The organism is Ruegeria sp. CDSC079 (assembly GCF_059610505.1).
Genome location: NZ_JBXWNT010000003.1, coordinates 322,986 through 347,620, shown reverse-complemented (window position 1 = coordinate 347,620; position 24,635 = coordinate 322,986). Strand labels below are relative to the sequence as shown.

At 54.1% G+C, this 24,635-nt stretch carries 21 protein-coding genes; 14 read left to right on the top strand and 7 right to left on the bottom strand.

What is annotated here, in order from left to right:
• The first annotated feature begins 68 nt into the window (after nt 1-68).
• The 12 genes from AC2FIC_RS07495 to AC2FIC_RS07440 all read left to right on the top strand — a co-directional run bounded on the left by AC2FIC_RS07495 (nt 69) and on the right by AC2FIC_RS07440 (nt 15,700).
• The gene (locus AC2FIC_RS07495) at nt 69-668 is read left to right on the top strand and encodes a hypothetical protein (protein WP_282021702.1); all 600 of its coding nucleotides are present in this window, start codon (nt 69-71) and stop codon (nt 666-668) included.
• 23 nt (nt 669-691) lie between these two features.
• Nucleotides 692-1,285 carry a hypothetical protein gene (locus AC2FIC_RS07490; RefSeq protein ID WP_282021701.1) on the top strand — a complete coding sequence of 198 codons (594 nt, stop codon included), beginning with the start codon at nt 692-694 and terminating at the stop codon, nt 1,283-1,285.
• 36 nt (nt 1,286-1,321) lie between these two features.
• Nucleotides 1,322-2,629, top strand: coding sequence for a hypothetical protein (locus tag AC2FIC_RS07485; RefSeq protein WP_496691402.1), 1,308 nt, complete (start codon nt 1,322-1,324; stop codon nt 2,627-2,629).
• A gap of 41 nt (nt 2,630-2,670) precedes the next feature.
• Entirely contained in the window at nt 2,671-3,351 is a 681-nt protein-coding gene (locus AC2FIC_RS07480; RefSeq protein WP_496691403.1) for a hypothetical protein, read from the top strand.
• Nucleotides 3,352-3,356: 5 nt separating this feature from the next.
• Nucleotides 3,357-6,653, top strand: coding sequence for a hypothetical protein (locus tag AC2FIC_RS07475; protein WP_496691404.1), 3,297 nt, complete (start codon nt 3,357-3,359; stop codon nt 6,651-6,653).
• Nucleotides 6,650-7,288: a tail fiber protein gene (locus AC2FIC_RS07470; protein WP_142640300.1), complete on the top strand. Its 639-nt coding sequence runs from the start codon at nt 6,650-6,652 to the stop codon at nt 7,286-7,288. Before AC2FIC_RS07475 ends, AC2FIC_RS07470 begins: the two co-directional genes overlap by 4 nt.
• Before the next feature lie 21 nt (nt 7,289-7,309).
• Complete coding sequence (locus AC2FIC_RS07465; protein WP_496691405.1) at nt 7,310-8,026, top strand: glycoside hydrolase family 25 protein; 717 nt, start codon at nt 7,310-7,312, stop codon at nt 8,024-8,026.
• Nucleotides 8,027-8,397: 371 nt separating this feature from the next.
• A complete protein-coding gene (locus tag AC2FIC_RS07460) occupies nt 8,398-9,231 on the top strand; it encodes a type IV pili methyl-accepting chemotaxis transducer N-terminal domain-containing protein (RefSeq protein WP_496691406.1) in 834 nt (277 codons plus the stop codon).
• A gap of 216 nt (nt 9,232-9,447) precedes the next feature.
• Nucleotides 9,448-11,061, top strand: coding sequence for a phosphate ABC transporter substrate-binding/OmpA family protein (locus tag AC2FIC_RS07455; RefSeq protein WP_496697221.1), 1,614 nt, complete (start codon nt 9,448-9,450; stop codon nt 11,059-11,061).
• 82 nt (nt 11,062-11,143) lie between these two features.
• On the top strand, nt 11,144-12,781 hold the full coding sequence (locus AC2FIC_RS07450) for an OmpA family protein (RefSeq protein WP_496691408.1): 1,638 nt from the start codon (nt 11,144-11,146) through the stop codon (nt 12,779-12,781).
• A gap of 101 nt (nt 12,782-12,882) precedes the next feature.
• Nucleotides 12,883-14,703, top strand: coding sequence for a serine/threonine protein kinase (locus tag AC2FIC_RS07445; RefSeq protein WP_496870097.1), 1,821 nt, complete (start codon nt 12,883-12,885; stop codon nt 14,701-14,703).
• Nucleotides 14,704-14,878: 175 nt separating this feature from the next.
• Nucleotides 14,879-15,700 (top strand): PP2C family protein-serine/threonine phosphatase, encoded by an 822-nt coding sequence (locus tag AC2FIC_RS07440; protein ID WP_496691410.1) that lies wholly within the window; start codon nt 14,879-14,881, stop codon nt 15,698-15,700.
• A gap of 100 nt (nt 15,701-15,800) precedes the next feature.
• On the opposite strand, the gene AC2FIC_RS07435 is transcribed toward AC2FIC_RS07440, so the two are convergent.
• Nucleotides 15,801-16,313: a cold shock domain-containing protein gene (locus AC2FIC_RS07435; protein ID WP_496691411.1), complete on the bottom strand. Its 513-nt coding sequence runs from the start codon at nt 16,311-16,313 to the stop codon at nt 15,801-15,803.
• 447 nt (nt 16,314-16,760) lie between these two features.
• On the opposite strand from AC2FIC_RS07435, the gene AC2FIC_RS07430 reads away from it, so the two are divergent.
• A complete protein-coding gene (locus tag AC2FIC_RS07430) occupies nt 16,761-17,057 on the top strand; it encodes a hypothetical protein (RefSeq protein WP_496691412.1) in 297 nt (98 codons plus the stop codon).
• Nucleotides 17,058-17,206: 149 nt separating this feature from the next.
• Here the strand turns inward: AC2FIC_RS07430 and AC2FIC_RS07425 are convergent, their stop codons facing one another.
• From AC2FIC_RS07425 to AC2FIC_RS07405, 5 genes are all read right to left on the bottom strand, one after another.
• Nucleotides 17,207-17,830, bottom strand: a complete 624-nt coding sequence (locus tag AC2FIC_RS07425; RefSeq protein ID WP_496691413.1) for a class I SAM-dependent methyltransferase — start codon at nt 17,828-17,830, stop codon at nt 17,207-17,209.
• Nucleotides 17,831-17,839: 9 nt separating this feature from the next.
• Nucleotides 17,840-18,586 carry a CDP-diacylglycerol--serine O-phosphatidyltransferase gene (pssA, locus tag AC2FIC_RS07420; RefSeq protein WP_496691414.1) on the bottom strand — a complete coding sequence of 249 codons (747 nt, stop codon included), beginning with the start codon at nt 18,584-18,586 and terminating at the stop codon, nt 17,840-17,842.
• A gap of 12 nt (nt 18,587-18,598) precedes the next feature.
• Nucleotides 18,599-19,273 (bottom strand): phosphatidylserine decarboxylase, encoded by a 675-nt coding sequence (locus AC2FIC_RS07415; protein WP_496691415.1) that lies wholly within the window; start codon nt 19,271-19,273, stop codon nt 18,599-18,601.
• 347 nt (nt 19,274-19,620) lie between these two features.
• Nucleotides 19,621-21,054, bottom strand: a complete 1,434-nt coding sequence (locus tag AC2FIC_RS07410; RefSeq protein ID WP_496691416.1) for an NCS1 family nucleobase:cation symporter-1 — start codon at nt 21,052-21,054, stop codon at nt 19,621-19,623.
• Between the two features lie 222 nt (nt 21,055-21,276).
• Nucleotides 21,277-22,734 carry an NCS1 family nucleobase:cation symporter-1 gene (locus AC2FIC_RS07405; protein WP_496691417.1) on the bottom strand — a complete coding sequence of 486 codons (1,458 nt, stop codon included), beginning with the start codon at nt 22,732-22,734 and terminating at the stop codon, nt 21,277-21,279.
• A 109-nt stretch (nt 22,735-22,843) separates the two neighbouring features.
• On the opposite strand from AC2FIC_RS07405, the gene AC2FIC_RS07400 reads away from it, so the two are divergent.
• Complete coding sequence (locus tag AC2FIC_RS07400) at nt 22,844-23,410, top strand: recombinase family protein (protein WP_496691418.1); 567 nt, start codon at nt 22,844-22,846, stop codon at nt 23,408-23,410.
• A 46-nt stretch (nt 23,411-23,456) separates the two neighbouring features.
• Here AC2FIC_RS07400 and AC2FIC_RS07395 read toward each other — a convergent pair whose 3' ends face one another.
• Nucleotides 23,457-24,410, bottom strand: a complete 954-nt coding sequence (locus AC2FIC_RS07395; protein ID WP_496691419.1) for a helix-turn-helix transcriptional regulator — start codon at nt 24,408-24,410, stop codon at nt 23,457-23,459.
• Nucleotides 24,411-24,635: the final 225 nt, after the last annotated feature.

Genomic DNA, 24,635 nt, shown 5'->3' with positions numbered 1-24,635 from the left:
CCCTGCGGCGGATTACTAGCCGCAGGATGCACACCGCTTGACGGAGCTATGGAAAGAGGAGGTGTGTCATGACCAAAACTGCCGACACAACAATCGCCCTAAAACGCAAACGGTCTAAGGGCGACGAAGACAGCGATCAGAAGGCTGCCGCTGATACCCCGACGCCGGTAAAGCCCGCGAATCCCAAAAAGCCGGATTCGAAACCCAAGGATGACGCGGACAAGAAAGACAGTTTGAAGCCCATCAAACAGGTTTGGCAATCTGGCGATTTCCATAAGACCGGGCGCAACAAGCCCCCCTATAACGGGCTTCAGATTTCGGTCCAGTACAAGGTGGACGATGCCGGGAAATTTGAGGACGTGGCCGTCACCTTCACGGATTTCACATATTCCAAGGACGGGGTTTCATCCAAAATTCAGGCTCTTGCGGTCAGTGATGGCTGGGTTGAAGTTCCCAAACCGGTCAAACCCAAGTCCAGCAGTGATACCAAGGCGTCAACGTCCAAGGGCGATAAGGGCAAAACAGATTTCACAGTGGTCGGCCACGTCAAAATCAGTGGCGAGCCGGATGGAAAGTTCTTGAGGTTGCGTCTGAAATCCGGCCTGGAGCCGGGGTTTCAACAGCTTGGTTTTATCATGAGGCTGTCGCCGCCGCCGTCGAGTTCATAACACAGATTCGTCAGGGTGGCGCGATGACAACCCAACTCGTATTTGAGAACCGATCATTAAACCCCAATGTGCGCAGGGTTGGCCTGTTCTGGGACTGTTTGGATCACGACCAGCACATTAGGCCGTTAACCTGGCAGGTTGTTCTGCAATGCCCGTATCGCTGGTACCGAAGCTTTCAGATTGACCTGACCCTGTCGGTCAGGTTCGTCACCCGCGAGGGCAATATCTCGCCCGATGTTCTGGTGGATCGCAAAGTTGTCTGTGGCGAGGCAACGATCGAACCCCGGCGCAAAGGCGACGGGATTGACCTGACCATCACGGTTCCAAAAGGGCATCGGTTGCACAAGGTGCAGGTCGTGCGCTGCGGCTTTCCCCTGACCGAAACCCGCCTGCCTTTGCAGGGAGAATGCGTGCTCCGGGCTCCGGACCGGCTGAACTTTGCGGCCGATATGACAACGCGGCAGGGTTTTCGGATCGACCGCCGGGAAATAGGTCCGGGTGTGGCCAGTTTTGATCTGCACCAGGTCCAGGCAATGCGCGTCGCCATGTATGGCGGCACGCCGGGTCCGAATTCCGATCCGATCAATTTTGTTGGTTACGACATTCAATATTCATGACGCCCAAAGCGGGCGAAACTTTGGAGGAGTGAATTGATGGCTTACAGACGTACATCCGGAATTCTGACCGACGGCGGTGCCGATCCCAAGCGTGAGGCGGACTATATTGTTGCCGCCGCCATCGTAGGTCATTCGATCGAACAGATCCGCGCCAATGTCGATGTGCAGTTTTCAATGGAACCTTCTGACGAGATGCCCAGGCCCGACAAATGGTCCCGCGAATGGGATCAGCTTCAGCAAGCCGCCCAGAAAATCGGACAGCTGGCCGCTTTGGAAATCGACATGCAGGGCCATTCGGTCAGGGCAGGGACGGCCGTCGATCATAAAACCGGCGCTGTGATCGTTGGGGTTTATGGTTTGGCCGGGCATGAGCCTCCGACCGAGGGCGATATCCGCCACCCCGAACACCACCTAAGTGACAAGGGGCAGGTGCTATATGATGAGATCAAGCAAAGGGATCGCGACCCCGCTTATCAGTATATCGGGCTGGGGGCCTATACCGGGTTTGTCGATAACGGAAATGTCGAAGGCGACACCGATCCGGTCGGTCCGATGCCAAGCGCGCGGTTCCATATCCCTGATCTGGATGCGGGCGATCATGACGACAATATTTTCGAGGGATGGTACCCTCGGTGGTTGCCGCCCGAGGATTCTGCCCTGTGGAACCCGCGCGTTCGTCGCGATACCCATGACCATGACTGCGTTGGTTGGGGCATCATTGGCGGCGATCTGGCGCAGGATGCTCCGAAGGAAGGGGAACCCGACCACGGGGCGACAAACCGGTCGGACCAGATCACCAATATCATGCGCTTTGATCAGGGTATGAATTTCGTCGATGAAAGCGGGGACGAAGGCGTTAAGGGTTATACCCATGGCATGATCCAGGCGATCTACAAGGCCTATCATCTGGGCCCGCATTGCACGCCTTATGAAATTACGGTTGGTGACTGTACCACCAAGCTGGCCTCGTGTTTTGGCTGTACGATGTTCATGACCGCCAATGGCTATCCGCCCACCTCGACCCATCTGGGGCGCGCCGAAAGCTGGGTGCCACTTTACGAGCCCTACAAGCCGTCGACCTCACCTAAAACCGAGCGGATCGTGATCAACGACCTGAACGCCAGCTTTGCTGCCTATTGCGACAAGGTTCTGCGTACTGGGATGCGCGCGCTGAGCGTCGACAATATCGCGGATGCCTATGACCGCTGCCCGGCTGCGCTGGAGCATGTTCTGGGCGGGCATTATTCTGCGGATAACCGGGTTGCGGTCTCTCTGTTTCTGGATGCCCTGACTGTTCATGACCGCGAGCTGAGCCGCGTCCGTCGCGTATTGGGTTTGGACTAAGTCACCAACAGCCCGAATTAACATATCGGAGGAGAAGACACATGGCCTTTCAGGTTTATGCACTCGTACATACCCGCTCTGGTCGGTTTCTGATGTTTCGTCGACCTATCCTGACCTTTTTCCAGCGTGGAAATGGGGGGCAAATTTTCCCCGAAGGTCAGAAACTGCAGGGCGGCGGGCGCTATGCTCTGCCATACGCTCAGGTTGATCCTGAAATCGCGATTGAGCTTTGGGAGGATGATAATTTCATTGCCGAAGCCGGCCAACAAATTCTGATTGATTGTTGCGGTGCGCTGATCGAGTTCCTTCCACCAGAAGCGGCAGACAAGGGGCCAGTGTCAATCGAGGGCGAGCATGAGATATTGCTCGCCCCGGCGACCGAAGTCGTGACCCGTTTCGATGAAGATGGCACGCGATCTGCGGTTTATTTCGCCGAAGTGTCCGACGCGGATCTGGACCGCATTCGCGACTATATGGTTGAGGTGTTGGCCGAGGCTCGAGCGGCGATGTTGGCCGTGATTCAGGACAACCTGTATGAATACACCGAGATCGAGGCATTCTTTCCGCACGCGCCTTTTGACAATATCCATACCGGTGTTGATGTCTGGCAACTGGATATCGAACGTCTGGAAATCAGTGGCCTGAAATCCAGCAAGCTGACCAAGGGTTCACTGCAGGCGATCAGCGAGCTTGAGGTCGTGTTAGCGGTGGAAGACGCTTAACGGGCATGACCAGCCAGGACCCTAAACTCATTTGGATGGATGCGCCGTTCGAGGATCTGCGTAACCAGTTGGTGGCCAATTTCGAAACCCATCCGCATGGTGCCGATCCCCCGGAATTCGTGACCGTCCAGTTCTTTTTCACCAAGACACCGGGCAAGGCCGTGCGCGGCCCTGTTCTGAGGTACAAGGAAAGAACGCCGCTGAATGTGCTGTTCGAAACCGGTGAGCGGTTGACCGGTACCCTGACTTGGCAAAGCGGGTTGAGTACGCCGTTGTCCCAGCAGGTCCTTGGGGCTTTGGCTCTGCAAGAACCCGAGACCGGTCGTGTCTGGCGCTTTCAGGGTTTCATGTCTGAATTTGGCAAGCCAAGCCATGTTCCATCGCCCGATTCCGGGGCAGGGGGTGGGGCCGATGATGGTGGGAACTCTGGCACCGGGCAAAACGGTTCAGGCGGACATGACGGGCATGACCCAGATCAGCCAAGCGACAATCACGCAGGAGATGGCAGTGATCCTTTCAGCGATGATCCAGATTCCGAAGGGCTGAGCCCGATCACCCAAGGGGCCAACCTGCACTGGGATGAGCTGTTCCCCTTCATCTATATGAAACACTGGCCGTCGATAGCGCCGGGCGCGCTGGATGCGGGTTTCATGGAGGTTCCGCAAAAGATCCTGGCGAACAGCGTGTTCCTGCAAAGCCTTGTTTCAAAATCCCGGGACAGGTCAGGGCAGGAGGCTTTGGCGGTTACTTACGTGGATCCAAGCTCGAACACCGACAAAACACCAGGTGGGGATAGTTCGCCCCATCCGGCATCGGATGCGGGGCAATCCGGCAAGGCTCAGCCTGCGGCTGAACCGAACAAACCCAAAGGGTACATCTCCTCGAATGAAACGCTTGGCCCGCCATTCAGTTCTTACCCTGAACTGTGGCCGGCTCTGCGAGAGCTGCCGGAATTGTCGCTGGCCCAGATCACAGATCTGATCAAGGCCCGTCTGGGCGGATGGGCCGCATTCAAGGTTCTGGCAAATGCACCGGATGCGCAAAAGGAACTGGCCCGCATCTGGGAAAGCACTATTGCGCTGAACCTTCTGGCTGGCTGGCAAAAAGACGAACTTGCAGTTCTGATTCAGGTGTTGACTACCCATCACGTTCTGACCCGTGCACTGGCTGCAACCGAAGGAGGGCAGGCCAGTTTGATGACCGATCCGGTCACCGGGCAACAGATCAAAGCTTGGATGCATGCGACGCTGGTTTTGCCTGGCTCCATATTCGAGCCGAAAAAGCCTGCGCCGGTTGCGGCAAAGGATACAGATCATCAGATCCCTTTGAAATTGACAAAGCCCGGCTGGGTGCGCGCCTATTCATACGGGCTTGCCCGTTCGATCCGGTATCAGCCACTTGGGTATGAATTGGGCGACGTGCAGCGTATCGAAAATGTCTTGCGCGGTGAAATGCGCGAGACGCGAAACCGGAGGTTGCAGCGCCGCGAAAGCCATGAGGCACATTCCGATGTGACCACCAAAATTGCACGGCGGGACGAGGATACCTCGGTCTCGGACCTAATCAACCAGGTGCAAAAGACGTTGGCCGACCATGTCTCGACCACGCATGTCAACTCCTACGACACCCAGTACGGAATGCCGACAGATGGCAATAAGATGAGTGTTACCGGGAATTGGTGGGTGCAAGAGCAGCCAGCCGGAGGCTTTGCGAAAAACGACCTGAAATTCGCTCGCGACATCGTCGAGAAAACGGTGCGAAACCTGTCACGCGAAATGCGCCATACGCGCGAGGTATCCGAAGTTGAAGAAACCGAATACTCGGATGTGACTCGCTTTGACAATCGGCGGAACGGCACGGATATCCGCGGCATCTATCGCTGGGTGAACAGAAGCTTCCGCCTGCGCACGAAAAGCCTGGGCGAGGTTCTGATTTTTGAGATCATGGTCCCCAGCCCAGGCGAGAATCTGGTCAGGCACATCCGCCGGTCCTGGCAGCTTGATCTGCGCCCACCGAAATCGCCAGCTGAGTTCGGGATTGCCGGGTTTCAGAATCTGACGGACACGGCAGGCTCGACTGACGATGGCAAGGTTTTTTACCTTGATGCCTTTCAGGAATTCGGGGTGGAGGCGACCCGCATGGCGCCGCCATCCCAGCTTGTGGTGAGCCAAACGGTGCAAAGCCACACGCCAGTGGCAGAAGGCGCCCTGTTGATCCCAGGCGGCTTTGAGCCGATCAGTGCAACAGCCTCGGTGATGAGTGTCGGAACCCCGGCGGAAACCCATGTCATCGTGGGGTCGGTCGCCCTGCAACCTCAGCAAGCGGGGGGCAAAACCGCTCCTTCTGGTGCAAATGGCCATGCGGACAAGTCACCGCAGCCACTGCGCCTGCCTGTCAGCCAAGCCTCGGGCGCGCAGGTGCTGAGCGCCCAGCTGGATAAAGGGTTCGGAACCGGAACCTCTCCGGCGGATGAAGGCCATCCGCTTGGGTTCACCATTCTGTGCAGCCCCAAGCAAACCGCAGCCACACAATCGTCCGAGCCCAACTCTCCGCCGGATATGCCGGTTCCCGATCCTGCACCAATGCATCTGCAATCCGAATTGACCGGTTTCTTTGCGGCAACTCTTGAAGTGACGTGCCAACGGTCGGCGCAGACTTATTCCGATTGGCAATTCGAAACCTATAGGCTGATCAAGGAAGCGTATGCGCGGCAGCTAGAGGGATACCGTCGCAAACTGGAACAACAGGTGGCTGCGATTGAGGCTCAGAACCCTGCGTTCCTGAACAAGGCGGTGACGACGGAAATCCTGTCCGCGGCTCAGGAGCAAATCTTGACCCTCAGCGGGTCCGAGAAAGATGCCGTGGCCCCGGATTATGCCAAGCCGCGTATCCGGCACTATCTGCAACAAACGGTCGGGTGGTCCGACATCGCCACATTCATGGATATCGAGGACGAAGTCAGCGATCTGACAGGCGACCCCGCGGATCTTGCCCTGCGTGAGACCGTACCCGACCTGCGGTTCCGGGATTTTCTGCGCGCTGACCGTGTGCGCATTCTGGCACCGGTCGACAGAAAGCACGCGCGCAGTTTCCTGTATTTCCTGCGCACCGGTCGGATCTGGCCGGATGCAGACCATCTTGCCCCTTGCTTGCCCGAAGACGCCGAGATTGTGGCCCGGATAAAATCGGAACATACACAAGACGATGAAGGCAATGCGCAATCCTGGACGGTTCAGGTGCCCACGCATATGTGCATGCTGAGTGCGGATAGTGATCTGCCAGGTCAGGCGGATTCAGAATGAGACCGCCAGGCTTTCCGACCCCGCCCCGACCAAATGCTCCTGGCGGACCGCTTGAGCCGCAACAAGGCTGGGGTCCGTCTCCGGGCCGGGTATTGGGGATGCCGGTTGGCGCGGTGATCGCTTTTTCCGGGGAGCTTCTGGGACAATCCAAAAAGCTGGCGGGCGGGACCACTGATCTGCAACATTATGGCTGGAAGGTTTGCGACGGCTCACCTCTGTTGATTTCCGCTTATCCGGAATTGTTTGCCGCCATCGGATATCTGTTTGGTAAAGGCAAGGACGGAGAGTTTCGACTGCCTGATTACCAGGGCTATTTTCTGCGCGGCGTCGACCCCGGCGGGAAAGTCGATAAGGATCAGGACCAGAGGTACCGGACCGACAAAAAGAACCAGAAATATGACGGGGTAGGGTCGCTGCAACTGTCTGCGCTCCAGCAACACCAACATGTGCTGGAACAAAGCGACAGCACGGTTTCAAACGGAGTGTTAGGCCCGGAACCGGTTATCGCCCCCACACCCCAATCCAATTCGGGCAACGTCGTTAAAGGGTCGGCCCTGACCAGCGAGACCGAGACCCGCGCAATCAACATCTCGGTCTATTGGCTGATCAAATGTCGGTTGGATGCGGTGTTATGACAGATAGAAAAGGCCGATCTGATGGCATGTAGGCTGGGCAAAATTGTAAGGTCGTTTCGCAAACCATCGGGTCATATTCCCAAAGCGGCGCCAGATAAGGCGCAGGCAAAAGGGATAGATGTCAGTGATCATCAGCGGGATATCAATTGGCCGCAAGTCGCAGCCTCGGGTGTTTCTTTTGCGCTGATAAAGGCGACCGAAAGCGTCAGCATCAAGGATGCGTATTTTCAGCCAAATGTACTGGGCGCGAATGAGGTGGGTATCCTGTGCGGCGCCTATCACCTGCTTCACATCAGCCACCCGGCCAAGCCACAGGTCACGAATTTTGTCGATGCAGTGCAGGCAGTTATTTCGAAAGGCCCGGTTGGAAAATCCGGCCTTCTGCACCTGCCATTTACACTCGATCTTGAAGGCGTCCCGACGGCACAGGGGGCGGCCTATCGAAGCCTCGCGCTGGAATGGCTTACCAGCGTTCAGAGGGCTTTCGGAACGGTTCCGATGGTATATGCCAATCTGAACACCTGGGAGACCGAGCTGACCTCGGGTTTCGGGAACTACCCGGTCTGGCTGGCAGAATACGCAGCCAGACCCGCACCGAATGCTCCGCAATGGGAGTTTTGGCAGCACTCTACGAACGAGCGAGTGTCCGGTATTGCCCCAGAGGTTGATTTGGACGTGTATTGCGGATCGGTTCAGCAACTGAAGGCGCAGTACGGGGTGCAAAGTCGAAACTTATAATTGTCACAGTTCGATTCACCAAAATGTTCAGTTGCTAACTTGGGCAAACCCAAAAAACCGTAGTGCAACTCTGCAAAGGATTTGTGTGATCCCGGTTGGTTAGGATTGTTTTTGACCTGTCGTATGCGTCGAACAAAATGGCCCATCTACCTTATGAATCACCAGTTCTGGCTCGGTTTGGGTGACGTGGCGTAAGTCCCGAAATCAACACAATTTGATCTTGGGCGTTCCACATTGCCACCCGAAAGAAGAGGTCACGTTCGAATGTGGTGGGTTAAATGTGAACAGGGGTAAGGTTAACTGCAATGAGAATGAATCGACGAGTCTTCGTTAACTGCGCATCAGTCGCGACAGTTGCGACATTATTGCCAGTGGGGGGAAATGCACTGGCAATGGCCGCAGGTCAGGTAGCACACCGTATACTGGCCGCGGATAAGCTGAGTTTCCTCACAGAGAAGGTCGCCAAAGCCGTTGTGCTTTTGAGCCTCGGTGAAGAGGTGGAAAAAGATCTTGCAGAGCTGCAACATGCTCATGATGAGTTCGACAACATCCTATTGGGGTTCCGCGAAGGCAAAGGGTCTTCGGGTGTTGATCGCGAAAGGTTTGTATCCGTCAACAATGCTCTGAAAGAGGTAGAGACGCTTTGGGCGCCCTATCGCACAGCGGTTGAAGAAATCATCGCGGCCGGGTCTGTCGATGACGAACATCTTCATATGATTGTCGACAATGACGAGGTTCTGGAAAAGGCCTGTCACCATGTTGTTCGCAAGCTGGAAGAAGCTTACGGGGACGTGGACATTGATCTGGCGCTTGCGATTGCGCTGGACTTTGCGGGTCGCCAACGAATGCTGACGCAGAAAATCTGCAAAGAGATCGCTCTGGCTGCCACAGGCAAAGACACTGTTGAGCACCACGAGAAGTTCAAAAAGAACGCCAAGAAGTTTGGCAAGATCGTGGATGTGCTGATCGAAGGTGGTAGCAGTTCGATAACAATCGCCAAACCGCCAAGCAAAGCTGCGCGTGAAGCATTGACCGAAGTGCAGACGCATTGGGTCAAGTTGCAGCCCGTCGTCGAACAGCTGGACGGTGTTGATGTTCCGAATGTCGCAGATGTAACCCATTTCTGCGCCGAGATGGACGTTCTTGAAATCGAAGCCGAAAGGGCCGCGCTTCTGTACGAAGAGGCAATCAAGCTCGATTCCTGATCACCATCAGGGGCTTGGGTAACGCCTGGGCCTGAGTTCGGGGATATTTGCAATCCATGGCATTGCAATCACCGAGAAACTGTAAATCGCGCGATTTGGCTCATTCACCTCTGCAACGCATATCCACAAACCGCAGTGCAGCCACATTCGCGTCTTTTGATGCACAAAAACATGCATCAAAAAAACACCAAATGAGTGCTAACTCGAGGAGTTAAGATGTTAAATTCGACATTCCAGCGGCTGTTCGCCGCCTCTGTAATCACAGGTTGTATCACCACAGGCTCACTCGCGCAAGAGGTGCGTCTGGTCGGGAAAGACAGCAATATCGATGTTATTGGCAATCTTTTGTCGTCGAAAGACGGGAAATATCTGGTCGAAACCGATATTGGCGAGTTTGTGATCAACCAGGATCTTGTGACCTGTGAGGGCGAAGCCTGTCCGACCGAACAGACATACGTCTATGATCTTGAGATTTCCGCACCGGACGAAATCGCCGAAGTTCTGGTTCCGATTATTGCCGAGGGCTATGCCGCGGTCGCGTTGGAAGCCGAAGCCCAGCTGTATGACGAAAACGGTGAACCGGTTGATACCGAGACTGTCGATGTGGGCGACCACAAGTTTGGCGAAGAACATGACTTTGCCTTGGTGCTGAACGATCTGGAAGGCGACGACGTTGCCACGTTCGGCATTCATACGGCGAATGGTGCGCGCTTGTTCGAGCGGATGGCCAAGAAAGACGCGTCGATCATCTTCTCGGAAACACCGGCCGGTAAAGCGGATCGTTCAATCGTATCCGAAGGCGGTGGTGGAAATCTGCGCGATTTCGATCAGGAACGCGTCATTGCCGTGGACGGATTTGCGATGATCGTGAACCCTTTGAACCAGATCCCTGATCTGAGCGTTAAGCAGGCGCGCGATATCATGTCCGGCGACATTACAAACTGGTCCGAGGTTGGCGGGTCCGATGCACCCATTCACGTGTATTCCTTCGACCCTGACACCGAGGCTTATCACCACATTGAAAAGCTTCTGTTCAAAAAGTCGGACAAATCTCTGACAACTGAATCCAGTATCGTCCATGACAGAACCGAATTGACGACCGCGATCATGGAAGATGTCGCTGGCTTTGGTATCGTGAACTATGCGGCCAAGCGCTCGGCGCGCGCTGTTCCGCTGCGCACAACCTGCGGGATCATTCAGGACCCGAGCACCTTTAACCTCAAGACCGAAGAATACTATCTGCAGGAACGGGTTGTGGTCTACAACCGCGCGGATATCGACGGCTATGCGCGTGAATTGGTTGATTTTCTGGACACTGACGGGCTGGATGGACTGGTTGCAAAGGCTGGATATATCGACCTGTCGATCACAGCGGACAGTCAGGAGCGAGCTTCTGAACGGCTGGCGGCCGAGCTTGAAGAAGGTGAAAATGAATACGAGGCCGAACTGGTCGAGAGCCTTCTGAAAAACATGAATACCCATGATCGTCTTTCGACAACGTTCCGTTTTGCGCCCGGCTCTAAGCGTTTTGACAACAAGGCCGAGCGGGATTTGGCACGGATGATCAAATACCTGGGTGAGAGCAAACCAACCGAGGTCGTTATCGTTGGGTTTACAGATAACAAAGGCCCCTTTGACTCGAACCTGCTGATTTCGCAGGAGCGCGCCGAAGCCGCATTGGATCATCTGATCGAAGTGGCAACGGGTGGCGAGCTTGAAGGCATAACTCTGAAGGCATCCGGATACGGCGAGCTGGAACCCGTGGCCTGCAATGACAGCCCGCGTGGCCGCGCAATCAACCGCCGTGTTGAAGTGTGGATCAAAGAATAATCACATGATTGGAAGCCGCGGCCATTGTGCTGCGGCTTCCGCGTCACGCGTTAAAATTTATCCGGGGTTTTAGACGAGTATGATGAGTTTGTCCAAATACGCAGCTGCAGCAGGCTTTGTGGTCATTGCTTCTTCGGGGCACGCGCAGGATGTCACGCTGACCGCGAAAAACGGGTCCAGGTCGGTGACAGGTGAGCTGGTAGATATCCAGCCAGGGAAATTCATTGTCCGTTCCAATGTTGGTGTGCTTTCTCTGAACGCGTCTGAATTTCTTTGTCAGGGTTCAGGCTGCCCGAAAAGTTTGCCTTCGGATACCGACATGGTGGTTTCTGGCGCAGGAGGTCTGGCGGATATCCTCCTTCCTCTTGTCGTAGATGGGTTTGCCTCCGAACGGGAACTGTTCTCGGACACCTTTGATCTGCAGGGTGTACCATTGGGAGAGCAGCACGGATTTGACACAGATGCCGGCAAGGTTTCGACGATCGAAGGACGAAAGGCCTTTGATATCCTGATCACCGATGACTCGGCTGAACCAGTTCACAATATCCTTGTCAAAGAAGCGACCGGGCAGGACTTGTTCGAGTCTCTCATTGCCGGTCAGAGCGATTTGATTATCAGCGAGGAGCCGGTTTCAGCTGAAATGTACCGAAAGGCCAGGAAGAGTGGTCTTGGCGATCTTACAGCTTTGCAGCAAGAGCATGTGCTGGCGGTTGATGGCTATACGGCTTCGGTCAATCCTGGAAATAGCACGAAGGCTCTGACGGTTGATCAGATTTCGCAGATATTGTCCGGTGAAATTACCAACTGGAAACAGCTCGGCGGCCCGGATCAAAATATCAACGTCTACTCGCTGCCCAAATCCTCTGGGGCGTTTCACCGAATTGAGGGTTTGATCCTGTCTCCATTTGGGCGTGAGTTGTCCCCCGGCGCCGAAATCGTAAATTCTGATCGCGCACTTTCCCGTGCAATCGAATCCGACCTGTATGGCTTTGGTGTCATGCGGTATTCTACGATCCGCGATGCGAGGGCGGTGCCTCTGCTCAGCGAATGTGGCATTGTCCATCTGCCAAACCAGTTTTCGATGAAAACCGAAGAATATGGGCTACAAAATCGGGTGACCGCCTATAACGGTCGCGATTCCGGAAGCTTTACCACAGCCTTGGTGTCCTTTTTGGATAGTCCTGAAATTGACGGGCTGGTTTCAAAGTCCGGGGTCACAAGCCTGTCTGTTGTTGAACAGGAAGAGGACGCAAAGTTCGAACAGCTGAAAGCGAGCATCGAAGCCATGGCGGTTTCAGCAAATTCGGCTGAGATACGGTCCTATGTTGCGGAAAAATTAGCGACCAGGCGCCTTTCAACGACGTTCCGTTTTGCGCCCAGCTCGTCCAGTCTGGACAACAAGGCGAAGCGGGATATCGCCCGAATTGCTGAATATATCCGGGATGTCGAACCCTATAAAATTGTTTTGGCCGGTTTTGCCGATGCCGGCGGCAGCTTTGGCAAGAACCGACAGCTTTCGTTGGCGCGCGCCAAAAAGGTGCTTCAAGAGCTGAACAAAACCATCGAACCAAATGGCACTTTGGTCGAGGTGCGTGGTTACGGGGAAATGGCCCCGGTCGCGTGCAACACCAACTCGATTGGCCGTGCCAAAAACCGCCGTGTCGAAGTTTGGAGCGAACTAGAAGGGCCCGATGCCGAAGTAACCGCATGGGGAGAGTAAAGCATCATCCCCAGGTTCCTGACACCACTTTTGTACAGATTTTGTGAGCAACAATCGGCCGGCACCGGAACCAGCTGACCAAGGTAGGGTAAATATTTCCAATGGTACAACCAGTCCACTCAAACGAACATTTCCCGGACGAACTCGCTCCGGGCACCCGGCTATTGGCCGGCCAATACACGATTATTCGATTTCTCAACAGCGGCGGTTTTGGCATCACCTACTTGGCCAAAGACAGCCTTGAGCGCACGGTCGTGATTAAAGAGTGCTTTCCCGAGGCAATCTGCAGACGGAGTCAAACGGCCGTTCGTCCCCGTTCACAGTCTCATACGTCTTCCTATGAGGCACTTGTCAGGTCGTTCGAAACAGAAGCGCGCAATCAGTCGAAGCTTGTGCATCCGAACATCGCGGGTGTGCACCAGGTGTTCCGGGACAACGAAACCGCCTATATGGCGATCGATTTCATCGAAGGCAAAGACCTTCTGGATACGATCGAAGAGCGCGGCATCCTACCTCCGGAAGAAGTGAAAAACCTGCTGCGCACCACGCTCAAGGCGATTGGATTCATACACAGTAAGGGCATGCTTCACCGGGATATCTCCCCGGATAATATCTTAATCGACAAGGATGGCGAGCCCGTGGTGATCGACTTTGGTGCCGCGCGCGAAAGTGCAGCTAAATCCGACCGGGCCATGTCGATGTTGCGTGTCGTCAAAGAAGGGTATTCACCACAGGAGTTCTATCTGCAGGGCGGTGAGCAGGATCAATCCAGCGATCTTTACGCTTTGGCCGCTACATTTTACCATGTCATCAAAGGGTCCGCTCCGCAGGATAGCCAAACCCGTCTTGCTGCCTTGGCCCAGAACGGAACGGATTGTTACGATCCACTAGAAGGCGCTGTAGAAGGTTATCGCCCCGCTTTCCTTAGGGCGATAGATCGCGCTCTCAGCATCCCGCCCGAAGACAGATTCAAGTCCGTGCAGGAATGGCAGGACGCGATGGAAGAAAAGATGCCGATCGAAGCAAAGCCCGTTTTGGAATCTGCTGTCGAATTCAACGATACGGTCTCAGTCAACAAGAAACCATCGCGTGGTCGGTCGGGTCCCATTGCCCTGGTCGCGCTTATCGCCATCGGACTGGTCGGAGGCGCCGGCTATTATTTCAGTCAGAGTGGAGAATCCGGGCAGGGTGAAACGATGGTTGCTGAAACCAATGTGCCAGTAGTCGCCGAACAGGCCAAAGAAACTGTGGTTGCGACGGCGGTCGAGGCCACGCCTGCCGCTGTCGAGCCCGTGGCAGAAGTTGAAACTCCTGCCCCGGCTTCGCCCGGCGTAAATTGGATCAGTTGGACCGGCCCCGCCGTTGATTTGCCTTTCACGACTGTCACAACTGCGCAGCCAGAGGGCAGCTTTTCCATGGTCACACTTGTGCGCTCTGATCTTGATCAAGCGGCAACGGAATGGCTGAAATCCGGAACAATCATTTATGTGGTAAATGGCAATCTGGTAGTGGATGACGCCTCAATTATTCGTGCGATCCAGTCCAGTCAGACCGCATCGGATAGCGGTCAAATATCTGTGGACTTGCGGATTAGAACCGACGCCGACAGTCCGGTTACCGAACAGACCTTAAACGTCCAGATCGGACATGTGGTCGAACTGGCCAATGGCACTCAGTTCATTACCGTCAGTCAGGGAAATGGGAAGTGGATCACCAAGGTTCTGCGCGCACCATCATCCGTCGTGCCTGTCCGCGTCGGCGACATTGTTGTGTCCGAAGCCGCTTCGCAAATCGCGGTTGAAGGTGAAAACGACATTGCGCGCGTATTTGAGGAACTGACCAAAAATGGTGTGGAACTTGCGCAGCTGACAATTGCCCGAGATGGAGAATTGCAGGCTGTGGATCTGCCGCTCAATCCCTGATGCCTTCATGACCTGTGGTATAGGGTGGCGCCTGAACCGCCAGTAGCGGTCGCACTGGAGCTTTGATTGTCGCCTTTCATGTTTTGGTCCAGATCATTGAGAAGCCCCAGCACTGCAGGAAAGTACAGAATTTATTTGGAAGGGTTTTCTTCTTTCACTTTCGGAGAGATTTCTTATGCAGATTGGAAATGCCTTAAAACATCTGGCACGGGAACGTGCTGTCGAATTGTTTGACGTTGCGATAGCGATCAACCAGGGCGCACGTGACTATCAGGAAGATGCCATTCTGACCGAAATCCCGGCCGGATCCGATTTCGGAATTATTGTTCTGTCCGACGGTATGGGGGGGCACGCAGCAGGTGATGTTGCATCGAACCTCATCGTCCATGCGGTGATGAACTGCTGGAGATCCGCCGGCCTGAGCTGTGAGTCATCGAATGCTGAGGTGACAGATTTCCTTCATCGCGCGACCCAAGAGGCAAATAGCCAAGTTCGCCTCGCCAGCATCAAAGAGCAAAAAACCAAAGGCATGGGGGCGACTTTGGTTGCGCTGGTCTGCATCCAAGATCGTGTGTTTTGGCTTTCGATTGGGGACTCGCCGCTCTATCTCTGGCGTGACCAAAAGCTGATGCAGCTGAATGAGGATCACTCGATGGCGCCTCAGATAGATATGATGGCGAAACTGGGAATGCTGGACCCCGAAGCCGCGCGCTGTCATCCCGACCGGAACACGCTTATATCTGTCGTTTATGGCGGGGATATTGCCAAATTGGATTGCCCCGCTGATCCGCTGATACTTTGTGCCGACGATATTCTGATCGTCGCCTCCGATGGCCTTCAATTTCTACGCAATGATGAAATTTTGGATGTTGTCACGCAAGATTGCGAAAAGCGCAGCGCTGCTATCGCGCAAAACCTGATGGGGGCTTTGACAAAGTTGAACCATCCTGATCAGGACAATGTGGTGTTTTCGGTGGTGAAGTTCGGCGCGCCGTAAGGCTCCGAAGCTTTGGCGATGAAGATGGGTCTGGGCAATTTTCGGGCGCTAAATCCGTGTTTGCGATGCACTTTGGCTGCTGACTATCCTCGGGACTATTTCATGTCCAGGCCTGAACCGAAACCACAACTCTGCCGCCGGGTTCATCGCTCACCTCAACGCCCAATGCCTCTCCGACGCTCACCAATCCAAGACCGGCTTCTGCTAGTGTGTTTGCGTGCAAAAAACAGTCCCTGCCGTCATTGAAAACATTGACGAACCCATAGTTCTTTTCCTGACAAAACCACTTGACCCTAGCCGGCAGAACCGAGGTCGAGGCTATCTGCCGGGAGGCATTGCCATTCTGCTTTGCCGCTGCGGGGGATGCTTCTGACTGAATGCGCAGGATTTCGACAATTTGAAACCCCTTTGGCGCTTCGCGTGTCAGTGCCTCTACCGTGCATCCAGTGGCGATTGAGGTCTGGCCGAAATCGTGCAGCGCACTTTGATGCAGCAAAGCATCCTTGCCGGTCACAGAGCAGGTTAAAAAGCCATAGCCTTTTTTAGCCGAAAACCACTTCAATGTTCCTGTGATGTGCCCCAGTGAAACATCACCTAGTCTTGATCCGTCCATAACCGTTTACCATTAAGCGTCACAACCTTCGCCTGCAAACCTGATCAGTAAATGTGGTATTTATTAGTCATGTTTAAAAATATCTGCCTGACGCAAAGTCAAATTTGCAGTTGCTATTCCCGGGCGCCGAGCCGCGTGTGATCTGAGCGACCGGGTCAGAGCAAGCGTGCAGATATACCGCTCTAATTGGCTCAATCCGATTCCTCGCGGGTTTCAAATGACTCTCTCGCTCCCGGGACACGCAAGGTCATAGAAACTTGCGGCGGTTTCTCTGAAAACCGCTGTGTATTGGTAATTGAGAACGACCCCATTGCTCGGGTTACAACGAAATTCTCCGGCGTCGAGGTGGCGTGAGGGTCTGGATTTCTGAAGGTGTTGTGCAGAACTGGGCGTCACCTCGACGCAAGTAAGCCGATCACCCTCATAGTGGACATCACGGGTCTGAAAATGCGTAGCGGCGACGGTTGGCATGAAGAAAAGCACGGCATCAGGAAAGCCCGCAAAGCCTGGCGCAAGCTGCATATCGGGCTTGATCCGGAAACCGGCGATATCCCCGCAGCGGAGGTGGCCACGGAACATGTGGGCGAGAAACTGCGGCCAGATCTGCTCACCGATGTTGATGCCGATGTGAGCCGGTTTCTGGCGGGTTGTGCCTACGACGGCCATGGAGATCCGAGGACAGTAGCAACCCCTGCATCGAAATTGGCGAAGAAATTGAGCAACAGCAATGAAAACACACCGTAAAAAGCTGAAGACACCGCAAAACGGTTTGGTAGCAAAGCGTTGTGGCTACACGAAGAAGCATCGTAAGCTAAATTTTGTTTAAATATCGAGGAAAGCTGGTGTTTCTCAGTTTCCTGTTTGCAGCCGTACCAAGTTCTTTCACCGAACCGTTACGTGAGAACTGATTTTTTCAGTACCAAAAATGTCATCATCCCCAGGGGTGGAAGGGTTCTTTGCTCCTCTACGGCAAGCGCATCCTCTTGCAGAACTGTTTCAATATCGAAATCAGAATGCCAGCCAATCGTATTTGCGACCGGAGCAATCGCGCGTTCCAAGGATGCGAGCAACCCCCGCTTTCGTTGGAAATGGTTGGTAATCACTACTTTTCCACCCGGTTTACAGACCCGTGCTATTTCCGCCATTACCCTTTCCGGTTCCGGTACGACGGATAGCACGTGCATTGCCGCAACCGTATCGAAATAGTTGTCGGGAAAACCAAGCGTGCGGGCATCCATTTGCCTCAGCTCGACAACATGGTCCAGCGATAGATCTTTTGCTTTGTCGCGCGCCTTTTGCAGCATGTCCTCACTGAAATCGATTCCGGTCACTTGCGTTTCGGGCCCGTAATGTTCCAGCGAAAGTCCGGTGCCGACGCCAACCTCCAGAACTTTGCCTGGACGTCTATTGATAAAATCAACCGCCTGCTGCCGCCCGACATTGGTAACTGCCCCAAACGTCTTGTCGTAGATGGGGGCCCAGCGAGCATAGGAAGTTTGAACGGCTTTGATGTCCATATCGAGTCCTTAACGGTTAGAAGGTATTCCCCTGTCGAGCCACGCCCAGGCGACCGTGCCCACATATCCGAAACAAAGCACAATCAACGTAGCCCAGGCGAAAGTCAGCAATGCGGCCCCCGCAACAGCGACACCGATGAGAAAAAACTTTGCGTTCTCGCGCGAGATTCGCGTCGTCTTGAATGACCAAGTCGGTATTTGGCTGATAAGCAGAAGACCTATGATCACCATATAAAGGCAAATCAATATACTGGGCAGCAAAGGGGCATCGGCGAAGGCGAAGGACAGATACATTGGCAACATGACAAGCAGCGCCCCTGCAGGGGCGGGTACTCCCTCGAAATAGGCCCCATCTTGATCGCAGGTTTCGGATTTGCCGCCCACATTGAACCGGGCAAGTCGCATGACGCAGCACACCGCAAAAAACAAAACCGCAATCCAAGCCGCACTGCGTATATCCTGCAAGGCCCAGAAATAAAGAACGAGCGGTGGGGCGACCCCGAAGTTCAAGAAATCTGCAAGCGAGTCCAGTTCGGCCCCCAGTTTGCTGTCACTGCTGAGAAGGCGCGCAATACGGCCATCCAGCCCATCCAGCACACAGGCGGCAATTATCAACTGGACAGCGAGCACGTAATTGCCCTGAACGCCAAATCTGATTGCTGACAGGCCCGCGCATATGGCCGTTATGGTCAATGCATTCGGCAACAAATGGATCAGCGCAAACTCGGTCTCTTCCTGTTTGGGTGGTTTTTCCACTGATCCAGTTACCTACTTTTCTTCAGGCATGGGCAAACTGGCAAGGACGGTTTCGCCCGCAATCATCGTTTGCCCTACACGCACTTGTAGGACCATGCCATCAGGAAGATAAACATCCAGCCGCGACCCGAAGCGGATCAATCCAAATCGTTCTCCAGTTTGCATAGCTGCGCCTGGCTTCACGAAGCAGACAATCCGTCTGGCCACCAGGCCGGCAATCTGGACAACAGCCAGATTCTGACCGTTTTTCATACGAATGCGCAGGCTGTTGCGCTCATTATCAGCACTGGCCTTGTCCAGGGATGCGTTGAAAAATTTGCCGGGGCGATATGCAACAGCGGTAATCTCACCTTCAATTGGCGTGCGGTTCACATGACAGTTGAAGACACTCATGAACACACTGACACGGGTGAGAGGCGTGTCAGGCATCCCAAGCTCGTTCGGCGGCACCGCCGCTTCGATCAGCGAAACCACCCCGTCCGCTGGGCTGACGATCAACCCTTCTCCTGTGGGTGGCACGCGTTCCGGGTCGCGAAAGAAATAGTAGCACCAGATCGTGAGGCCGACACCAATCCAGCCCAGAATGTTAGACAGGAGAAACAGACCGAACGTAATGGCGGCAAAGATCGCGACAAACCGAATACCTTCCGGGTGCATCGGTTTGATGAACGTATCGCGCATGCGCATTGCAATCTTTCCCCTAGGTCAACTGATTGAACTTCATAAGTGGATTGGTAGGGAAGGCAAGTGGGACTATTACGGTGGGCAACGATTGATGGCGGGGTGTTACAATTTGATGGGTTCTACTGACAGCTTTTTTGATGCCCAGGTATTGGGGGTTGGACCAGGCGCCAGATTTTCGCTGTGGCATTCCGCACCGTTATAGATCCCTGATCCATGCAAAAAGCTCCAAATGCTCCATATTGCGATCTCTTTAGCACTCCATTGCAGGCAGCTTTTGGTCAGAGCCACTGTCAACAACCTCAATACCTGATGGCAGGCGGCGCGCCGCCAGCCATCTATCTTCTGAAAGATTAAGTGTTCTTCTTGGCCATAGCGTTATAGATAACACCGCCAAGTATCGCACCGATGATCCAGGCATATCCTGACAGAATTCCCAGTGCTGGCACCCAAACAGTAGCGACCGAGAATACTGAAGCAAAACCAAAGGCAATTAGTGCCGAGTCATTCCAACCGTTACCATAATGGTAGGCACCGCCTTCCATGTTGTAGAGGTCGTCCACATTCAGCTCTTCCTTCCGAATCTTGTAGTAATCTACGATCATGATCCCAAAGATCGGAGCCAGAGTCGCACCGAGCGTGTTCACGAACCCGGCAATGCCGATATTCGAGATAATGGCCGTCCAAAGACCGCCAATTACCAAGGCAAAGACTGAAGTGGCCAGACCTGCCTGACGGAAGCTGATCTTACCAGGGGCCAGGTTGGCTATGCCATTCACCGCCGGAATGAAGTTCGCGACCAGATTGATGCCAACGGTTGCAGCGAAGAAGGTAATCGCTGCGATGATGGCCAGCAGAACGCTGTCGGTCTTCTCGACGATCTCGGTCGGGTTGATGATTTCTTCACCAAAGACCACGGCGGCACCGCCAGTCGTCAAAAGCGCCAATGCCGAAAAAAGGATCATGTTCAGCGGCAAACCGGCAAGATTACCGGCCTTCATGGATGCCTTGTCGCGGGAATAGCGCGAAAAGTCCGAGAAGTTGATCATCACGGCTGAGAAATAGGCAACCATAGTTCCGAATATGGCGATGAAGCCTTTAACTTCAGATCCAAAGGTTCCTTCTGGGTTGGCGAAGATGGTCGCGGTTGCGCTCAGAAGCTGCCCGTCCGCGCGCTGCCATAGCACGATGACCAAGCCTATCATCACCGCATAGACGAATGGTCCGGCAAAGTTCAGGAATGTCTCGACCCAACCCATGCCGCGCCAGAAAATGACGATATGGAACACCCAAACGAGGAGAAAGGCAAGCCAGTCGATGCCCGTCAACCCTAACATCTCTGCACCACCGCTGATGCCTGTTATCGAACGGATCAACAATGAAAGGGCGGTCGAAGCGAAATAGACCTGAACGCCATACCAGAAGACAGCGACTGTGGCCCGCAATACTGCCGGTAGCTTGGATCCGGTTGTGCCCATACTGGCGCGCGCCAGAACCGGATAGGGGATACCGTATTTTTCTCCGGGCGCGCCGGATAGGTTCACCATCCACATAACGAACAGCCCCGCGAAGATGAGTGCCAGGAAAGCTGTCCAACCCCCAACGCCGTAGGATATAAAGAGCGACGCAACTAGCGAATAGCCAAACAGTGATTGAACATCGTTGGCCCAGATGTTGAAAATTGCAAACGCGCCCCAGGTTTTTTCATTGGGCGTGACCGGATTTAGCGTGTCACCTTCCGGATCTGTAGTACTTGCATTTTTTGCAGTTGTTTCTGCGGTTACCATAATGGTCCTCCCATTTTGCTTTCGGGGGGAAAGCCCCCAAGATTTGCGGCAATAGCCGCCCTTCGATTCAGGGTTTGTGGCCTGAACCGTTTCCGTCGCAGGGTTGCGACGTTCGTTCCCGTGTCGGCTTGTTGTCAGAGACAAATCAATCCAGTCCGATTGCATGTATCTGCAATCGGTTGATTTGCCCGTAGGCATCAAACTGGTGGATGTCTCAGCCTATCAGCGCTTTGCAATTGCCCAGTAGAAAACACCTCCAAATCCTGCGCCAATCACCCATGCAAAGCCTGACAGCGTATTCAGCATGGGAACCCAGACTGTGAGTACCGAAAATGTAGCCGGAAGGATGAACGACACGATCGCGGCCATATTCCATCCGTTACTGTAGAAATAGGGGCCGTCGCGGGCCGCCGAAAAAAGCTGATCAACGTCCAGCTCACCGGATTTCACCAGATAAAAATCTGCGATGATGATCCCATAAACAGGTGCCAGAACGGCGCCTAATGTGTTCACAAACCCCAAGATACCGATCTGGCTGATCGTCGATACCCAAAGCCCGCCAATCACCAGCGCGTAGGCCGAGGTAATTATCCCGGCAACGCGGAAATTGATCCGACTGGGCATAAGGTTCGCCAGATCGTATGCGGGTGGTATGAAGTTGGCGACGAGGTTGATGCCGACCGTGGCGGCCAGAAATGTCGCCGCCGCCAGGAGTGTTAGTGGCAAGGAATCGACCCTTGCAATTATAGCGGTCGGGTTGGTTAACGCCTCGCCCCAGATTGCGACAGTACCTGCCGTTACAATCAAAGCAATCAGGGAAAAGAAGGCGATATTGATCGGTAGACCGATCAGGTTACCCTTTCGCATTTCATCTTCTGACCGTACGAACCTGGAAAAATCGCCGAAATTGATCACCACGGCCGAAAAATAGGCGGTCATTGTGCCCACGACTGCAGTGAATGCGCCAAGTGAGTTGCCCTTGTAGTCGCCGGTTCCGCGGAAAATAGTGCCGACCTCCAGCCAGAGATCGTTGCCGACTTGGACCCAGATCATGATGGCCAGCGCCACCATCACCGCATACACAAATGGGCCAGCAAAATTGAGAAAACCGACAATCGGATCAATACCGTTCCAGAAAAGTGCAATCTGAAAGGCCCAGACAGCCAGAAAGGCACCCCACTCGATGACGCTGAGGCCCAGAAAGATTGCAGGGCCATTTTCCCCGATCAGTGCGACCATGGCCAAGGCAAGTGCAGTCGATGCAAAATATGTTTGTACACCGTACCAGAAGATAGCCACGACAGCCCGGATGAGGGCAGGGAAATTCGCCCCGCGAACGCCCATGCTGGCTCGTGCCATTACAGCAAATGGAATTCCATATTTGACACTGGGTTTGCCGATCAGGTTGACGAGCCCCATGACAATGAATCCCGCCAACACGATACCCGCAAACACCGCCCAGCCATTCAGCCCGTAAGTCAGGAACAGCGACGCCGCCAATGTATACCCAAACAGCGATTGAACATCGTTGGCCCAGACATTGAAGAGCTCAAACCAACCCCAATCGCGCTTCTCGATAGGAACGGGGGCCAGGTCCTCGTTGTAGAGGCTGGAATCCTTTGTAGCTTCTGTAAGAGAATGCTGCATTTCGTCCCGGTCATTCGCTGCGGCGATTGTCATTGCACAGATTCAGCGCTATTGTCGTGCAGAACTGCGTGCAATAAAACGGTCATAAATGCGTGCAAAAGTCAAGAACTACTGTGATCCAATCCTACGAGACTGATTTAAAATGGTAAAAATCGGATATGCGCGGGTATCATCGAAATGGTACCGAAGTGAGGTTCAACTCAGCGAGCTCAAGCGTCAGGGTTGCGACCGCATATGGAGCGATACCGCGCAGGACGGGACCAACCGAGGCGAAACGCTGGAGGAATTTCTGGCGGATGTTTCGGCTGGTGACGTAATCGTCGTGTCTCGTCTGTCTGCGATTGCTGACTCGATCGCAGAGCTATTCAATCTGTTAGAACGGCTTCACGAAAAAGGAGCGGCATTTCGGTCAATGTCTGAACCCTGGATCAATACCGCAGACGGGCGCGCGAGTATGGTCTTGGAAGTACTAGGCGGAGTCATCGACTATGAGCTTGGGTTGGCTGACCTGGAAAGCCGTGCAGTGGAAGATCGGCCCAAATCCTTCGGCCTGAGTAAAGGACGACCGCAAAAACTGAGCGCAACGGAACGCGAAGAGGCGATTTCCCTGCTATCGATGGGCAAGACTGCGGCAGAGATCGGTCGTATGCTGGGTGTGAGCAGATCCACAATCTCTCGGCTCAAGACTGCGCAAGCCGAACCCGGGTAAGAGAAATTATGTGTAATTTGCGCCTCTGCGCTTTTTCAATGCGAATTCAAAGATACCTGACCCACAATCTTTGATCACGGTTATACCCAAGTTCTTCGACCATCTTTTTTGAACTCAAGTTGAACTCTCTTGCGAGGTCTGTGATTTGGGCGGACCGAAAACTATCAGTGTTTCGAGCGAGTCCGCCGTCGTCAAAGGCGATCAACTCATGGGACCTGCCGCCCCAACGGACGATCCCACCACACAGCCGCTGACGTTCTGGATTGACTATTTCTGCCACGGGGTCGGCAAAGAAATCGCTCCATTTGAGGATACCGGTACTGACAGCTCGGGCAACCGCCTGTTCGATCGTCCGACTCTTGAGCTTGGTAGTGATGGAGGCAGTCAGAACATCGATCGTTCTCGAAGCGTGCCCCGTTTTCCTGGCAATGACAGTCGGTTTCAAACCCGACGCGAACATCTTCAACACATCCAGCTCATCCGCAGACAGGGAATCCGATGGAAAGTTGAATACGGTTTCTATGACATCAAGGGCAAGCAGATGCAGGACCTGCGCTTCCTGGCGTAGGGCAGGGAGCTTTTTCGCGGTCAAGGCGCTCCACTCAGGACGAGCCATATTGGACGTGACGGTAAACACGCCGCGCTCGCCAAAAGGGTTGATCACCGGAATGGAAAGACCGTTTTGTCCCACTCCAAACCTTCTGGCCGCTTGAAAAAGCGCTGCATAGTCGGCTTGGTCGTCGAACACTGCCCAGTCGATTGGTGCGATCATTTGGGCGCCGAAACGAATGAGGGGATCGGCCAGAACGAGATTGTTGTCGACGTAATACTTGACCCATTCCTCTGGAAATGTAGTGCAGCCATGAACGACATTATGATGCTTGTCGATGTGGGCGTAGGAGGCGTTTTCAAATCCAAACTTTTGGCAAATTTCCTGAATAAGAGCTTCCCCAGATTGCCAGAGATCCAGTTCAGAATTGCCAATATCTGCAATTTTCATAGATCGTCTTTCTGTCCTGCGTTGCCGTCGGGGCGGAGTAGCAACCTAAAACTGAACTAACTATTCGGGAATTCCCGTAGGCAACCGCACATTTGAATACGGGTCTGTTATGGGGACGGTAACAGAGCGGAAACCCGCTGATGAGACACATGAAATTGACTAGCTGGCAGCGCAAAACTCGTCACGGCAATAACCGTTTTTGTGGTCTTGCGCGGTTCAGTTTCC

What these genes read in the sequence shown, in the direction of transcription:
- AC2FIC_RS07465 (WP_496691405.1), top strand. Translation starts at nt 7,310, where the DNA reads ATGGCATGTAGGCTGGGCAAAATTGTAAGGTCGTTTCGCAAACCATCG.
- AC2FIC_RS07475 (WP_496691404.1), top strand. Translation starts at nt 3,357, where the DNA reads ATGACCAGCCAGGACCCTAAACTCATTTGGATGGATGCGCCGTTCGAG.
- AC2FIC_RS07450 (WP_496691408.1), top strand. Translation starts at nt 11,144, where the DNA reads ATGAGTTTGTCCAAATACGCAGCTGCAGCAGGCTTTGTGGTCATTGCT.
- AC2FIC_RS07440 (WP_496691410.1), top strand. Translation starts at nt 14,879, where the DNA reads ATGCAGATTGGAAATGCCTTAAAACATCTGGCACGGGAACGTGCTGTC.
- AC2FIC_RS07405 (WP_496691417.1), bottom strand. Translation starts at nt 22,734, where the DNA reads ATGACAATCGCCGCAGCGAATGACCGGGACGAAATGCAGCATTCTCTT.
- AC2FIC_RS07480 (WP_496691403.1), top strand. Translation starts at nt 2,671, where the DNA reads ATGGCCTTTCAGGTTTATGCACTCGTACATACCCGCTCTGGTCGGTTT.
- AC2FIC_RS07470 (WP_142640300.1), top strand. Translation starts at nt 6,650, where the DNA reads ATGAGACCGCCAGGCTTTCCGACCCCGCCCCGACCAAATGCTCCTGGC.
- AC2FIC_RS07495 (WP_282021702.1), top strand. Translation starts at nt 69, where the DNA reads ATGACCAAAACTGCCGACACAACAATCGCCCTAAAACGCAAACGGTCT.
- AC2FIC_RS07490 (WP_282021701.1), top strand. Translation starts at nt 692, where the DNA reads ATGACAACCCAACTCGTATTTGAGAACCGATCATTAAACCCCAATGTG.
- AC2FIC_RS07445 (WP_496870097.1), top strand. Translation starts at nt 12,883, where the DNA reads ATGGTACAACCAGTCCACTCAAACGAACATTTCCCGGACGAACTCGCT.
- AC2FIC_RS07415 (WP_496691415.1), bottom strand. Translation starts at nt 19,273, where the DNA reads ATGCGCATGCGCGATACGTTCATCAAACCGATGCACCCGGAAGGTATT.
- AC2FIC_RS07410 (WP_496691416.1), bottom strand. Translation starts at nt 21,054, where the DNA reads ATGGTAACCGCAGAAACAACTGCAAAAAATGCAAGTACTACAGATCCG.
- AC2FIC_RS07455 (WP_496697221.1), top strand. Translation starts at nt 9,448, where the DNA reads ATGTTAAATTCGACATTCCAGCGGCTGTTCGCCGCCTCTGTAATCACA.
- AC2FIC_RS07425 (WP_496691413.1), bottom strand. Translation starts at nt 17,830, where the DNA reads ATGGACATCAAAGCCGTTCAAACTTCCTATGCTCGCTGGGCCCCCATC.
- AC2FIC_RS07435 (WP_496691411.1), bottom strand. Translation starts at nt 16,313, where the DNA reads ATGGACGGATCAAGACTAGGTGATGTTTCACTGGGGCACATCACAGGA.
- AC2FIC_RS07485 (WP_496691402.1), top strand. Translation starts at nt 1,322, where the DNA reads ATGGCTTACAGACGTACATCCGGAATTCTGACCGACGGCGGTGCCGAT.
- AC2FIC_RS07400 (WP_496691418.1), top strand. Translation starts at nt 22,844, where the DNA reads ATGGTAAAAATCGGATATGCGCGGGTATCATCGAAATGGTACCGAAGT.
- AC2FIC_RS07430 (WP_496691412.1), top strand. Translation starts at nt 16,761, where the DNA reads ATGCGTAGCGGCGACGGTTGGCATGAAGAAAAGCACGGCATCAGGAAA.
- AC2FIC_RS07395 (WP_496691419.1), bottom strand. Translation starts at nt 24,410, where the DNA reads ATGAAAATTGCAGATATTGGCAATTCTGAACTGGATCTCTGGCAATCT.